The organism is uncultured Hyphomicrobium sp. (genome assembly GCF_902826555.1).
In the GTDB taxonomy this organism is placed as follows: Bacteria; Pseudomonadota; Alphaproteobacteria; order Rhizobiales; family Hyphomicrobiaceae; genus Hyphomicrobium_C.
The window spans coordinates 1-14,994 of record NZ_CADEFI010000058.1; the positions used below are offsets into that span (position 1 = coordinate 1).

At 66.6% G+C, this 14,994-nt stretch carries 10 protein-coding genes; 2 read left to right on the forward strand and 8 right to left on the reverse strand.

Annotation, left to right across the window (positions count from 1 at the left end; translation table 11 throughout):
• The 4 genes from QZV93_RS16620 to QZV93_RS16635 all read right to left on the reverse strand — a co-directional run.
• On the reverse strand, positions 1 to 540 hold a 540-nt coding region (locus tag QZV93_RS16620), incomplete at its 3' end, for a toll/interleukin-1 receptor domain-containing protein (protein ID WP_295559745.1).
• 209 nt (positions 541 to 749) lie between these two features.
• Positions 750 to 1,286 (reverse strand): DUF1801 domain-containing protein, encoded by a 537-nt coding sequence (locus QZV93_RS16625; protein ID WP_295559746.1) that lies wholly within the window; start codon positions 1,284 to 1,286, stop codon positions 750 to 752.
• A gap of 47 nt (positions 1,287 to 1,333) precedes the next feature.
• Positions 1,334 to 4,243, reverse strand: a complete 2,910-nt coding sequence (locus QZV93_RS16630; RefSeq protein ID WP_295559747.1) for a tetratricopeptide repeat protein — start codon at positions 4,241 to 4,243, stop codon at positions 1,334 to 1,336.
• A 74-nt stretch (positions 4,244 to 4,317) separates the two neighbouring features.
• Entirely contained in the window at positions 4,318 to 6,525 is a 2,208-nt protein-coding gene (locus tag QZV93_RS16635) for a ComEC/Rec2 family competence protein (protein WP_295559748.1), read from the reverse strand.
• A gap of 97 nt (positions 6,526 to 6,622) precedes the next feature.
• On the opposite strand from QZV93_RS16635, the gene gltX reads away from it, so the two are divergent.
• Entirely contained in the window at positions 6,623 to 8,164 is a 1,542-nt protein-coding gene (gene gltX / locus QZV93_RS16640) for a glutamate--tRNA ligase (protein WP_295559749.1), read from the forward strand.
• Positions 8,165 to 8,326: 162 nt separating this feature from the next.
• On the forward strand, positions 8,327 to 9,646 hold the full coding sequence (gene gltA / locus QZV93_RS16645; RefSeq protein ID WP_295559750.1) for a citrate synthase: 1,320 nt from the start codon (positions 8,327 to 8,329) through the stop codon (positions 9,644 to 9,646).
• A gap of 156 nt (positions 9,647 to 9,802) precedes the next feature.
• On the opposite strand, the gene lpxB is transcribed toward gltA, so the two are convergent.
• The 4 genes from lpxB to QZV93_RS16665 all read right to left on the reverse strand — a co-directional run.
• Complete coding sequence (lpxB, locus tag QZV93_RS16650) at positions 9,803 to 11,011, reverse strand: lipid-A-disaccharide synthase (RefSeq protein WP_295559751.1); 1,209 nt, start codon at positions 11,009 to 11,011, stop codon at positions 9,803 to 9,805.
• Positions 11,008 to 12,318 carry a UDP-2,3-diacylglucosamine diphosphatase LpxI gene (gene lpxI, locus QZV93_RS16655; RefSeq protein ID WP_295559752.1) on the reverse strand — a complete coding sequence of 437 codons (1,311 nt, stop codon included), beginning with the start codon at positions 12,316 to 12,318 and terminating at the stop codon, positions 11,008 to 11,010. Before lpxI ends, lpxB begins: the two co-directional genes overlap by 4 nt.
• A 149-nt stretch (positions 12,319 to 12,467) precedes the next feature.
• Complete coding sequence (glnT, locus tag QZV93_RS16660; protein WP_295559753.1) at positions 12,468 to 13,778, reverse strand: type III glutamate--ammonia ligase; 1,311 nt, start codon at positions 13,776 to 13,778, stop codon at positions 12,468 to 12,470.
• A gap of 131 nt (positions 13,779 to 13,909) precedes the next feature.
• Positions 13,910 to 14,994, reverse strand: a 1,085-nt coding sequence (locus tag QZV93_RS16665) for an FMN-binding glutamate synthase family protein (protein ID WP_295559754.1), incomplete at its 5' end; no start/stop codon positions are given.

Consider the following 14,994-nt stretch of genomic DNA (forward strand, 5'->3'; position numbering starts at 1 on the left):
AATCCCCACGACCGCCGCGCCGGCCAGAGCCAGCACGACCGCCGCGATCCGGAGGAGCTTGGCAGCGGACCGTCGCGGTCCGTGCGCGCCCCGCATCTGTTTGATCGCCTGAATGAGTTCCGCGACGTCGCGGCCGAAGCGCTCGTGCGAGACGTCGTGCTTCTGATGCAGCACGAGCGGTCGGATGTCCTCGGGCAGCCTGTCGGCGGCCGGCACCGGCACGCGCTCGATGAGCACCGGGATGACGATGACCCCGCGCTCGAGCGCTTCCGCGATCTCCTCGCGCACATAGTCGCGCCCGCCCGATCTCGCGCGTTCCGCTAGCAGCGGCTCCCATTGCGGGCCGATCACCGCGAGCAGCACGTCGCACTCATTGAGCGCCTTAGCCAGCTCCTGGTCGAAGCGCTGGCCGGCCATCAGGTTGTCGACGTCCATGAACACGTTGGAGGCGCCGAACGCCGCCGCCAGCCGGTCGCGCATCCGCGCCGCATCCGCGCGCGTATCCTCGCGCCGGTAATTGATAAAGATCTTGCCGGCCATCGCCCCCCCCTGGGAATGTGGCAAGAGATTAACTCATTGGTCGGAGGGAAACCAAGGGGCCGGTTGGAGCGGCTGCATATTGTACGAATGGATGCAGGAACCGGTGAACGACACCGGGCGTGCAAGTTGCTCCTCTATCTGCATGCGCGGCGGTTGAATTGAGTCCGCTTCGGGTCAGGAGCGGATATTCTGTTCGGTCACTTCCCCGCTCACATTTTTTCGCCGGGCAAGCGGCTCGCTTGTTTCACCCAGGCGGTGAATTGGGCTTCGTCGATCGCGGCGTGCTCGTGGATGTCGAGGTAGCGCACGTCCTTCTGCTTCGACGTGCCGGGCGGCACGGGACGCAGCGACGCGCCGCGGAAGAACGCGACTTTGACGTACCTCGCGAAGCAGTGAAAGCTCAGGAACCAGGTGTTGTCCTGGTCCTCTCCTGCCGCTCCGTAAAGTGGCGAGTTCCATTTGACGGCCTTGCGCACGCCCGGGATAGCGCGCGCAATGAGGGCGTCGAGGCGGCGGCCGACGTCGGCTTTCCAGCCCGGCATGGCGGCGATGTAGGCCTGAACGGGCGCGTCGCCATACGCCTTCGCGATCTGAGGGTTGCCGCCTGACAGGAGCACCGGCTCGGCTGTCTTGCGGGACTGCGGCTTGGATGCGGTCTCCTGCGGCCTCGCCGCCTTTGCGGCGCTTCGCGCTGCGGCGGCCTTTTTGGGTGATTTCGCCGGCTTTCTCGGCTTTGCGTTGGGCATTGCGCGTCCTCCCGTCGGTCAACGCGTAAAGCAGCTTCAGGCCTTGCTCATGGCGTGGCGCGCACGCCGCCTTCGCCCACCACCACGAACGGGGCCCAGACCGACGGGTGGGCGGCCCAGGGTCGCTTGGGATCGCTCATCAACGCCAGCATGGCGTGGCGGAAGGCTTCGGAGCGGCCGATGGACGGGTCGTTGCGCATCTCGGCGAAGGTCTGGGTTGCGATTGCAGCGGCGGCATCCTCGCGCACCGGCCAGTGCGACACGAGAAGCGCGCGAGCTCCCGCGTAGAAGAAGGCACGCGCGAGGCCGGACAGCGCCTCGGCGCTATTGGCGTCGCTGGCCGCGGTGTTGCAGGCCGAGAGGACGACCCAATCGGCGTCGAGCTTCAATGCCGCGACCTCGGACGCCGAGAGATAGCCGTCGTCGATCTCCGTGCCGCTTTTCGGCGGCGTCAGGATCAGGCCCGGCTCAGCGCCGCCGGTCAGCTCTCCGGCGACGGCGCCGTGCGTTGCGAAGTTGATCACGGCGTAGGAGGCGAGCACGCCGGAGGCGCTCAGGTCCTTGACGCTCGCCTCGGTCGCACGCGCGCCGAGGCGGATGTCGTCCTCGCTCGCGCCCACCGCCTTGGCGACGTTGCAGGCGAGATCGGCCGTCTGCGGTACCGGGGTCAACTTGCGCAGATAGGATACGTCGGCCTCTCCGCCCAGGACCGCCGGCTCCGACGTGGCGGCGAAGGCTTCGCTCATGGCGGCGATGTCGTTGATCTGCGTAACCGCTTCGCAGTCCCGCTTGGCTGCCGCGAGCGCGGCTCGCTTCTTGTCTTCGTCGCTCCCCTGCCCCTCGAGGAGCGGATTGGCGAACGCCGCGTAGGAGCGAAGCGCCGCCGCCGGCCTGGCGTTCCGGCGCAGCGCTGCGAGGCTGGTGACGGACGGCAGTACGGTCATGGCGTGCCTCTTGGCGAGCCAAGGCACATTCGCATAGTCATCGGGCGACGCGGGTTTGTCGGTCACGAGAACCTGGAACGGAAGCTGCGTCAGGGGACCGGACGGCACGATCAGGAGGTGCTTCTCCGCGATAAGGTCGTGCATGCCGCCGAACAGGGCGGTGTAGAGGGCGTGCGAGCGCTCGAGATCGAACGGCAGCGTGGCCGGCCGCGGGGCCTCGGAAGCGAGACCGAGCGACGTGTTGCAGGAGGCGCGTCGGCCGCCACGCCATGCGTCATGATCGAGGCCGCAGCGGAGTGCCGCGATGGTCGTCCGCAATGCCTCTGTGCCCATATCGGTGCGCCCCCGGCGGTGATCCGTCCTGGTTACAACCCATATGAAGGTCTCTTCCGGCAGAGGGCTCAGAGCCTCGTCGGTGTCCATGAACAAGACCAGGGCTTCGTCGTCGCGGAGCTGGCCCTGCACGTCGGCGAGAGACATCGGCTTCGGGCTTGCAAGGGCGGCGTAGTCCGGAAACTCGGTCGCGAACCGCGCGTCGATCTCGGCGAGCCGTGCGTCGATTGCCGCGATGCGGGCCGCTATCGCCCCCTCGGCTTGGGCGGAGCGTCTATCCGGCAGCTGGCTCCTTGCCGCGATCAGGCTCTTGTCCTTGGCCTGCCATTCGGCGACGAGATCCTGGCGTTCGCGCACCAAGGCCGCGAGCGCGGCGTCGCCTTTCGCGCTTCGGGCCGCCATCTGTGAGAGCGTGTCCGCTGCGTCCGAGGTCTGCACCCATTGCGCCGTCTCGAACATCTCCTCCGCGAGCTTTTCTCGCTCCGCGCCTTGATCCGCTCCGATGCGCGCGTCGACCTTGATCAACCCGTGAAATTGCCAGCTATGGCGCGTCGCTTCGCTGTGGGCTTGCTCATGGCTGCCGTCGGTGAGCCCACGTTCGGTGCGCCGCCGGATCACAGCGGTGCTTTGGCGCCAGTAGTCCGCCGCGACAGCCCATTTCTCCTGCAACAGAGCGAGCCCGGCCAGGTTGTCCAGGCTGTGATTGACGTCGGGGTGGTCCCGGCCCAGCACAGCCATGCGCTTGGTCAAGGCGCGCTTGTACATGGACTCCGCTTCATCGTAGCGAGCCTCGGCGCGGTAAAGCTCGGCGAGATTCGTGAGCGTCATAGCAACATTCGGATGGTCCTGGCCAAGCAATTTCTCGAAGATGGCGAGGCTTCGCTTGTAGAGCGGCTCGGCCTCGGCGAGGCGGCCTTGCAGTCGATAGATGGCCGCCAGATTGTTGAGGCTCTGGGCGACATCCGGGTGCTCACCGCCGAGGAGCTTCTCGCGCATGGCGAGGCTGCGTCTGGATAATGGCTCAGCCTCATTGTATCGGCCCTGGCTCCGGTACATCTCGCCGAGGTTGGTGAGGTTCTGGGCGATGTTGGGATGCTCCGGTCCGAGGTTCGCTTCCCAAATTGCGAGGCTGCGCTTCCAGAGGGGCTCGGCATCCGGATAGCGCCCCTGGACGAAATACAGCAACGCGAGATTGTTGAGCACAGTGGCAACATCGGCGTGGTTGGGCCCGAGCGCCGCCTCGCGGATGGCAAGGCTGCGCTTGTACAGTGGCTCGGCGTCGGCGTAGCGGCCTTGAAGCCGGTACAGCGATCCGAGGTTGTTCAGGCTGATGGCGACATGAAGGTGCTCGCGTCCGAGGGCCGTTTCGCGCATGGCGAGGCTGCGCTTGTACATGGCCTCAGCGTCGGCGTAGCGGGCCAGTGCGCGATAGATCGTGGCGAGGTCGTTGAGACTGGTGGCGACCTCGGGATGGCTCGGTCCGAGCTTGGCTTCGCGGAGCGCCAGCAAGCGCTCGGAAATGGGTGCCGCTTCGGCGTATTTCCCTTGCCCCGAAAGCCGGGCGGCCTCGGCATTCAGCGCGTCGATGCTGTTGGTATCCTGTGCTGCGGCTGGTGCTCCAAAAAAGACACTACCCGCAACAATCAAGCCGGCTAGCCGGCCTCCCCATGCCAGTCTCATGACTTGATCTCACAATCTCTAAAACAATGGCTGTGAGAGTGTCAGGAGTGGGTTTCGACCACAAGGGGTGGAGTTCAGTCAGGGGACGCGTGTGCGGGGCGCAGAGCGTTCCCCTGCTCGGTCCAAGGGCGGATCCCGCGGCTCGCGGCGACCGTCTCGATGCGTGCGATGCGCGCTGTTCCGCCGGGTGTGTCGTTGGCGAGATAGATCGCATGCGTGCCCTCGCGGCGCATCGTCCAGCGGTCGATCACGGCGCGGGGTTCGGTGCAGCTCCGCGGCAGGCTGACCTCGGCAATGACGATGCCGGCTCTCGCGCAATCGTCGGCTGCCGCCGCGGGATGGCGCGCGACGGCGATCTGCACACCTTTCGCGCGCGCGGTGCATCCCACGCCGTCGCAGCGGAAGGATCGGCTCTTCAGGACATCGGCGGTCTTGCGGCCGTCGCCGTCGTGCTGCAGCCAGCGCGAGAGCTCGAAGCTGCCGCTGCGCGCGCCTCTCGCTGCGAGCCGTCCATCGGCGCCACGCACGGCCACCATCTCCCCGCCGCGTCCAGCGAGAATATCGGGGCGCTCGCCGCCTCCGGCGATCAGAATGCCGCCGCCGACGGCCGCGAGCCCCAAGGCGCGCCACCGCGTCTGCCAGAGTGTCAGCCACAATCCGCCCGCAACCATGAGCGCAAAGCTCGCCGTGGAGATCTCCGCAATGTGGATGACGGCACCGGGGAGCGCGGCGACCCAATAGGCGGTGGCGGTCATGGCGTCGATGCCCTTGGCCATGGCGGCCAGCGGAAACGCCTCGAGGCCGAGCGGCATCAGCACCAGGGTCATCAATGCTGCCGGCATCACGACCAGGTTGCAGATCGGAACTGCAATCAGGTTGGCGAGCAAGGCGTGCTGCTGGCTCTGGTGGAAATGATAGGCGCCAAACGGCGCCACGGCGACGCTGGCGATGACGGTCGAGAGGAGGATGCCGCCGAGGAAGAAGGCGACGGCGCGCAGCCATCCGCGGCGATCCTGCTCCTCGGTGCGCTCGCGGGCCGCCTCGTAGGCCGCGATCAGCGATACCACGGCGGCGAACGACATCTGGAACCCGGCGTCGAGCACGCTCTCCGGAAAGCACACCAGGATCACGAGCGCAGCGATGGCGACATTGCGCATGGCGAGCGCCTGCCGGTCCAGCATGACGGCGACGAACATGATGGCGATCATGAGGAAGGCGCGCAGCGTCGGCACCGAGGGTGCGGAGATCAGGAGATAGCCTCCGGCGCCCGCAAGGGCCGCTGCGGCCGCCCATTTCTTGGTCGAGAAGCGGAGCGCGACGGCGGGAAACGCAGCGAGCGCGAGGCGCACGGCGGCATAGACCGAGCCCGCCATGATGACCATGTGCAGGCCGGAGATGGAGAGGATGTGGACGAGCCCCGAGTCGCGGTAGGCGGCGTTGGTCTCTTCCGTGATGCCGCCGCGCTCGCCCGTGATGAGCGAGACGGCGATGGCGCCGCTCTCGCCCGGCACTGCGGCGCGGATCCGCTCGGCAATGGACTGGCGCAAGCGCTCGAGCCATTCTCGCGACGCCTGGACGAGCCCGGCCCCGCGCTCTGCGGCAGGCGCGACGATCTCCGGCGCCTGGATCGCGTAGCCGGTTGCACCCAGTCCCTGAAACCACGCCCAGCGCGCGAAGTCATAGCCGCCCGGCAGCGCCGGTGGTGACGGCGGCCGCAACGTGGCCCGTAAGCGGATCAGGTCGCCCGGCTTCAAGGCTTCGCGCCGGGTCATCACGCGCACGCGGATGCGCTGGGGTCGCTCGGCAGCGGCAACGCGGGCAATGTCCGTCACGCGGATCGAGAGCCGTTCTCCCCGGCCCGGTCGCGGCTCGACAAGCTCGACGACGCCCGTGACGTCGGCGCGGCGCATCTCGTGGGCGAGCACCGGCGCGCGAACCCATTCGCTTCGAACCTTGGCGACCGTGAACCCGAGGGCGGCGGCCAGCAGCGCCAAGGCCGCAGCGTGGGCCAGGCTCGCCTTGCGACAGGCGGTAGCGAGGCCGAGAGCCGCGACCGAGAGGGCGGCAGCGGTCGCAAAGCCCGGCTCGACGCGCAAGGCGAAATAGGCCGCAATGCCGGCCCCGAAGGCCGCCGGGAGCCAGACGAACCAGCGTGCGCGCTCCTTTTCGAGCTGGTCGGCCAGCCTGCCCTGACCCAGGAGCTGCGCGAACGCCCGGGCCGCGTTTCCCAGCGCCGCGATGACGGGCCGTGCCGGCCGCTCCCCTCTGCGCGGTGCGTCCACCCTCCCCCCACTTTTGTCCCTGCCGGAGCGCTGGTCTCAGCCTCGCGGCTCATGCTACATGGCGGGCCAAACCACAGAAACCCGAGCCTCAATACCTATGACCGAGATACAACGGCCGCAGGGCCGCGCTCCCGTCGTGCGCTTCGCCCCCTCGCCCACCGGATACCTGCACATCGGCGGGGCCCGGACGGCACTCTTCAACTGGCTCTACGCGCGGGGGCGCGGCGGCAAGTATCTGTTGCGCATCGAGGATACCGACCGCGAGCGCAACAATCCGGAAGCGGTGGCGGCGATCCTCGACGGGCTCACCTGGCTCGGCCTCGACTGGGACGGCGAGCCGGTCTCGCAGTTCTCCCGCGCCGACCGGCATCGCGAGGTTGCGGAGGCGCTGCTCGGAAACGGCGGAGCTTACCGCTGCTACATGACGCCGGCCGAAATCGATGCCATGCGTAAGCAGGCCGAAGCCGAGAAGCGGCCGCTGACGATCCTGTCGCCCTGGCGCGACCGCGATCCCTCCGAGGCGCCGGCGGGCGTGCCCTTCGTCATCCGCCTCAAGGCACCGCGCGAGGGCGAGACGGTGGTGGACGATCACGTGCAGGGGCGTGTCGTGTTCCAGAACAAGGAGCTCGACGACCTCATCATTCTGCGCAGCGACGGCAACCCGACGTACAATCTCGCGGTGGTGGTCGACGACCACGACATGGGCGTGACGCACGTCGTCCGCGGCGTAGATCACCTGACGAACGCGGCGCGGCAGACGCAGATCTACCGCGGCATGGGCTGGGACGTGCCGGACTGGGCGCACGTGCCGCTGATCCACGGCGCGGACGGGGCCAAGCTCTCGAAGCGTCATGGTGCGCAGGGTGTGGAGGACTACCGCGCCATGGGCTACCTGCCGGCCGCACTGCGGAATTATCTCGTGCGTCTCGGATGGAGCCACGGCGACGACGAGATCATGTCGACCGAGCAGCTCGTGCAATGGTTCGACATCGACGGCATCAACAAGAGTGCGGCGCGCTTCGACTTCAAGAAGCTCGACGATCTCAACGGCCATTATCTGAGGGGCGCTTCCGATGCCGAGCTCCTGGCCGGGATCCAGGGGCTGCTGCCGCATCTCGACTTTGCGGCGCTCGACGCCATCGAGGTCGATCCCAAGGCGCCGGTCCGCTCCGACGTCGCGCTCTCACGCGAGGTGGCGGCTCAGGTTCCGGGCACGGTGAAAGGCACGGATCTCGCTCGCCTTTTCGAAGCCAAGGGCTGGGATGCCCTGCAGGCCGCCCTGCCCGCGCTCAAGGAGCGGGCAAAAACCTTGGCCGAACTCGTGGGGCAAGCGCTGTTCATCGTTGCCACGCGTCCGCTGGATCTCGATGACAAGGCGAAGAAGCTGATGGATGCTGACGCAAAGACGATTCTGGCGGCGTTGCTGCCCCGGCTCGAAGCAACGAGCACCTGGACGGCGCCGGCGCTCGAAGAGCTGGTGCGCACCTATGTGGATGAGACCGGTGTCAAGCTCGGCAAGGTTGCGCAGCCGCTGCGGTCGGCGTTGACAGGGCGTACGGTTTCGCCTCCGGTGTTCGACGTCATGAGCGTCCTGGGGCGGGAGGAATCGCTGGCCCGCATTGCCGACCACGTCGCCTGATGCGTTTTCGAGCTTTTGCCTAAAGTCGAGTCCGCAAAACAACGTTTCCGGCTCCCTAGGGATTTGGATATACTGCGCTGCAGCATTCCCTTATGACGCAAGCCCCGCTCGCGTTTGTCCGTCTAATGATTAACCAAGATCCAGAGACCAAGGAGAAGCGGCATGAGCATCCATGACAGCTCCACCCCAGGCGCGGACGCCACCCGCCAGGCAGAGCTCAAGCTCAACGGCAAGTCGGTGCCGCTGCCCGTGCGAAGCGGCACCATCGGTCCGGACGTGATGGACATCGGCACCGTGTACCGCGACACGGGCTGCTTCACCTACGATCCCGGGTTCACCTCCACCGCGAACTGCTCTTCCGCCATCACCTTCATCGACGGCGACAAAGGCGAGCTGCTCTATCGCGGCTATTCGATCGACGAGCTGGCGGAGAACTCGAACTTCCTCGCCACCTGCTATCTGCTTCTGCACGGCGAGCTGCCGACTAACGAGGAATTCAAGGCGTTCCGCCACACCATCACGCGCCACACGATGGTGCACGAGCAGATGACGCGCTTCTTTACCGGGTTCCGGCGCGACGCGCATCCGATGGCGATCATGGTGGCGGTGGTTGGCGCGCTGAGCGCCTTCTATCACGACAGCACCGACATCAACGATACGAAGCAGCGCGAGACGGCGAGCCATCGCATGATCGCGAAAATGCCGACGATCGCCGCCATGGCCTACAAATATTCGATCGGGCAGCCGTTCATCTATCCGCGCAACGATCTCGATTACACGTCGAACTTCCTGCAGATGTGCTTCTCGGTGCCGTGCGAGCCGTACATCGTCAATCCGATTGTGGCGCGCGCGCTCGACCGCATCTTCATCCTGCATGCCGACCACGAGCAGAACGCTTCGACCTCGACGGTGCGGCTCGCGGGCTCGTCCGGCGCCAATCCCTTCGCGTGCATCGCGGCCGGCATCGCCTGCCTCTGGGGCCCCGCGCACGGCGGCGCCAACGAAGCCGCTCTCAACATGCTGGAAGAGATCGGCACCGTCGACCGCATCCCGGAGTACATCAAGAAGGCCAAGGACAAGACCTCGGGCTTCCGACTGATGGGCTTCGGCCATCGCGTCTACAAGAACTACGATCCGCGCGCCAAGGTGATGCAGAAGACCTGCCACCAGGTTCTCGACGAGCTCGACAAGCGCAACGAGCCGCTGCTTGCGGTGGCCATGGAGCTCGAGCGCATCGCGCTGCAGGACGAGTACTTCGTGTCGAAGAAGCTCTATCCCAACATCGACTTCTACTCGGGCATCACGCTGCGCGCGATGGGCTTCCCGGTCTCCATGTTCACGGTGTTGTTCGCTGTCGCGCGCACTGTCGGCTGGATCGCGCAGTGGAAGGAAATGATCGAGGATCCGGAGCAGCGCATCGGACGCCCGCGGCAGCTTTACATCGGCCCTTCGCGGCGGCCGTTCCCGAAGCCCGGCGCGTGATGCTAAAGCGCGATTGGCATTGATTGAATCGCAATCGCGCTTCAGGTCTTCGATGAAACCGATGATTCACGCTTCGGACTTTCGCCGCGCTGCCGATTGACGTCGCGCCATAGGCGGCGCGACGATCGGAGCGACCAGGCCCGAAGCGATCATGGCCTACGCCGGCATTCGGCGCTTCAACGCATAGTCGAGAACGATATCAGCGGCAGCCTCACTCGGGCTGCCGCTTTCTATATGCATGAGGCCAGGAATGCGCGCGAGCTGTGCGAGCTGCGCGCGTCGCTGGGGCGTGTCCTTCAGCAGCGGCTCGATCGAATTCGCGAGATTTTCCGGCGAGCTCCGCTCCTGATGGAATTCGGGAATTGCGTTCTCGCCCAAGACGAGATTGGCAAGCACGGTCGTCGGCGCTTTGATCATGCGACGCAGAAAAGGCGCTGCGAGCGGATCGACCCGGTAGGCCACCACCGTCGGCGTGCCGGCCAGCGCCAGCTCGAGGGTCACGGTGCCCGACGCGGCAAGCGCGGCGCGCGCGAGCTTGAAGGCGCGGAACTTGTCCTCCTCGTCTTCGACGATGTGCGGACGCACGGGCCAGCCTCTGCGCAACCGCTCGATCAAGGCGTGGACGTGGGGTACGCAGGGTACGATCACCTCCGGCGCGGGGCCGCGCTCCGCGAGAATGCGCAGCGTGTCGCCAAACGGCTCCATGAGGCGACCGACCTCGGACGAGCGACTGCCGGGCAACACGACGACCACGGGACGCTTCGGATCGAGCCCGAGGCGTTTCGCGAGCGGCGCCGGGTCGAGCGCGTCGAGCCACTCGATGCGCTCGCTCAAGGCGTGGCCGACATACGAGCACAGCGGACCACCGAGACGCGCGTGCACGTCCGGCTCAAACGGCAGGAGGCCGAGGATGTGGTCGACATAGGGGCGCATCTTCCTGGCGCGTCCCGGGCGCCATGCCCAAACGCTCGGGCTCACGTAATCGACGATCGGGATATCCGGGCGGCGCTTCCGGATGCGCTTGGCGATCGGATGCGTGAACTCCGGACTGTCGATGATGACGACCGCGTGCGGGGCGAAGCGAAGTGCGCTGTCAACGGTCGTGTATACGCGACGCACGATGCGCGGCAGGTGCCTCAGGATGGAAAGCGGTCCCATGACGGCTACGTCGGACAGGGGAAAGTCCGACGTGAAGCCGCCTTGCCGCTCCATCTCCGTCCCGCCGACTCCCGCGAGCACGAGGCGGTCGCCGAGGCGGGTGCGCAGCGCAGCGATCAACTTGGCGCCGAGCGCGTCGCCGGAATGCTCGCCTGCGATCAGAAACAGGCGGACGGGATCGTTCGGGCCCGGTGGCGTCGTGGTCATGATGCGGTTCCTGCTGCGGATACGCGCCTGAGGACGACAATTCCGATCCGATCCGCGGCTTCGACGATATCCTTCGCCAAGGCGCCGTCGGCTCCCTCCGGTTCGGCCACGGCAATGCCGGCATATCCTGCCGATGCGACGGCCTGAAGAAACGCCATCGTGAGGTCCTGCACTCTCGCGAGCCCGACGACGCCGCGACGGTTGTGCGTCAGGCTTGCCCACTGGCGGAGCCCGGCCGCGCGCTCAAGAGTTGCACCGGCGCCTTCTCCGCCCGCCTCCACCGCCAGCACGTGGTTGCGCACGACAACGACGGCGTCTCCGGATCCGAACGGCGCGAGCGCGTCGAGGGTCGCGATGGCCTTTACCGCATCGTGTAGGACGTGGCCTCCGGGCGACGACCTGCCGATCATGCGGAAGGGAATCGCGACCTTGCGCGGATCGAAGCGGAGCTGGCTTTCACCGACCGCTCCGTCCGTCACGCCCTCGATGAAGACGTTTGCGGCCTCGGCGGCGGCGAGCGTACGCGTGCGATCGGCGACGAGCACGCGTCCCGCCTCAACCGCAATGCCGGCGAGGCCCGCAGCGCGTGCGCCTTCGACGGTGGCCGGTCCGATGGTCGGCAAGTCGATGCGCATATCCTGGCCCGGCTTCGAACGTTTGACGAGCGCGCCGCCTGCCCTCCCCTCGCGGGTGCCCGCCCGCCTGGCCGCAGCACGGGCGATCATACGGTCGGTCCCCTCGGCGCCCTCGATGGCCTCGATGCGGCCCCCGGCGACGATGACGCTCTGGCCGATGTCGTAGCGGCCGAGCGCGCGCACCAATTCGAGCCCTTTGGCAATATCCGCGCGATCGCCGGGCGACGCCTGCGCTTTGCCCATGGGCCCTGCGCCGATCACGAGCTCGGGTGCGGCTTCGCCCGGCGCGATCACCTTCAGTCCCTGCTGCTCGAAAAAGCGGACGACACGGCGCAGAACGCCATCGTCGCCGCCGGCAGCGACGATGCGCAGGATCTTCGGCAAATAGCGAAACAGGCCGAGGTCGGGTCTCAGGCCCTTGAGCTCGGGCCGGTGGACATGGCCGACGATGACGAGGTGCGTGGTGCGTGCTTCCTTCAGGGCGCGGATCATGGCGCCGATCTGGCCCCAGTTCACCACCGTGACGGGATGGGGGGCAAAATCCGCATTCGCCTCGCCGTCGATGGCGACGATGGAAACCGGTATCCCGCGCGACGCCGCGCTGTCGGCGATCTCGCGCGGGAGCACGCCGCCTCCGGCCAGTATTCCGAGCCGCCGCTCCGTCGCGCCCATGGTGTCCCCTGCTACCGCGTCAGGGGATGGCTATAGACAGGCATGGCGCGGCGGGCAACAGGCAGCAGCGCAAACATGAAAAGCCGGCAGCAGACCCGTGTCCTGCTGCCGGCTATCCGGTCCCCGCTGCCGATCTCAGAGCGTGGCCCCTAGATATCGAGCGTGTGGTCGCGCTCCCACTGCGTGAAGTGGGTGCAGAAGTTGTTCCACTCGCCGGTCTTGAGCTTGATGTAAGCGGCCGAGAAGTCGTTGCCGAGGGCCTGTTTCAGCCCGGCATCCTTGTCGAAGTTGCGGATGGCATCGAGCAGATTGAGCGGCAGCTTCGGCGCGTCTTTGACGGTATGGCCTTCCTGGTACATGTCGATGTCGAGGCGCTTGCCGGGGTGGGCGTTGCGCTCGATGCCGTCGAGGCCGGCGGCAATGATGACAGCCTGGAGGAGGTAGGGGTTCGCCGCGCCGTCGGGCAGGCGCAGCTCGAAGCGGCCCTTGCCCGGCACGCGCACCATGTGGGTGCGGTTGTTGCCGGTCCAGGTGACGCTGTTCGGCGACCACGTGGCGCCCGAGAGCGTGCGCGGCGCGTTGATGCGCTTATAGGAGTTGACGGTCGGGTTGGTGATGGCGGCGAGGGCTTCGGCGTGCTGCATGATGCCGCCGAGGAAGTTGTAGCCCTGCTTCGAGAGGCCCATCTCGTCGCTGTTGTCGTAGAACATGTTGGTCTTGCCGGTCGCGGCATCCCAGACCGAGATGTGGGCGTGGCAGCCGTTGCCGGTGAGCGTCGGGAAAGGCTTCGGCATGAACGTGGCGCGCAGCCCGTGCTTCTCGGCAATGGTCTTGACCATGTACTTGAAGAACGAGTGGCGGTCGGCCGTGATCATCGCGTCGTCGAAGTTCCAGTTCATCTCGAACTGGCCGTTGGCGTCCTCGTGATCGTTCTGATACGGGCCCCAGCCGAGCTCCAGCATGTAATCGCAGATCTCGGAGATGACGTCGTAGCGGCGCGTCAGGGCCTGCTGGTCGTAACACGGCTTCGATGCCTGGTCCTTGGCATCCGAGATCACCGTGCCGCATGGGCTGATGAGGAAATATTCGCATTCGACGCCGGTCTTGACGCGCAGCCCCTTCTCGGCCGCCTTGTCGACGAGGTTCTTCAACACGACGCGTGGCGCTTGCGCGACGTGCTTGTCCTCCATGACGAGGTAGGAGGGGACCCAGGCGACGTCGGGCTTCCAGGGAAGCTGGATCAGGCCGGTGGGGTCGGGCATGCCGAACATGTCCGGATGCGCGGGCGTCATGTCGAGCCACGTAGCAAAGCCCGCAAAACCCGCTCCGTCCTTCTGGATCTCGGCGATCGCCGCGGCGGGAACCAGCTTTGCGCGCTGGAAACCGAAGAGATCGGTGAACGAGATCATGAAGTAACGGATGCCGCGCTCTTTCGCGACTTGGGCCAGATCCTGTGACATTTCCATTCCCCCAACTTTCGGGTTGATGCTCGACTGTTGTTTTCTCCAGAACCTGGAAAACATGTTCAAGTCTTTCGACGGCGCCTCAAGACGACGCTCCGAACCTTGGGGGAACGGAGCGTCTATCCTGTCTAGAGATTGGTCTGGCCCGGGATCCAGCTCGTCCCAGCGAGCGGCACGCGCGCCATGGCGGCGGCCTCGATGGTGAGAGCGCAGAGATCCTCCGGCTCGAGATTGTGGACGTGGTTGTGTCCCGCCGCTCGGGCGATGGTCTGCAGCTCGAGCGTCATGACCTTGAGGTAGTTTGCGAGCCGGCGGCCGGCACGGATCGGATCGAGGCGCTTGGAAAGCTCAGGATCCTGAGTGGTGATGCCCGCGGGATCGCGCCCCTCGTGCCAATCATCGTAGGCGCCTGCCGTGGTGTTGAGCTTCTGGTACTCGTCCTCGAGCGCGGGATCGTTATCGCCCAGCGCCACGAGAGCCGCCGTGCCGATGGCCACGGCGTCGGCGCCGAGGGCCAGAGCCTTGGCGCAGTCGGCGCCGTTCCGGATGCCGCCGGAGACGATGAGCTGCACCTTGCGGTGCATGCCGAGATCCTGCAGCGCCTGCACGGCGGGGCGGATACAGGCCAGCGTCGGCTGGCCGACGTGCTCGATGAACACTTCCTGCGTGGCGGCGGTGCCGCCCTGCATGCCATCGACGACGACGACGTCGGCGCCGGCCTTGACCGCGAGCGCCACGTCATAATAGGGGCGCGCGCCGCCGACCTTGATGTAGATCGGCTTCTCCCAGTTGGTGATCTCGCGCAGCTCGAGGATCTTGATCTCGAGATCGTCGGGACCGGTCCAATCGGGGTGACGGCACGAGGAGCGCTGGTCGATGCCTTTCGGCAGCGTGCGCATCTCGGCGACGCGGTCGGAAATCTTCTGGCCGAGCAGCATGCCGCCGCCGCCGGGCTTAGCGCCCTGTCCGACGACAACCTCGATGGCATCGGCGCGACGCAGGTCGTCCGGGTTCATGCCGTAGCGCGACGGCAGATACTGGTAGACCAGCGTCTGGGAATGGCCGCGCTCCTCGGGCGTCATGCCGCCGTCGCCGGTGGTGGTCGACGTGCCGGAGAGCGTGGCGCCGCGGCCAAGCGCTTCCTTGGCATTGGCGGAGAGCGAGCCGAAGCTCATGCCGGCGATGGTGATCGGAATCTTGAGCTCGATCGGCT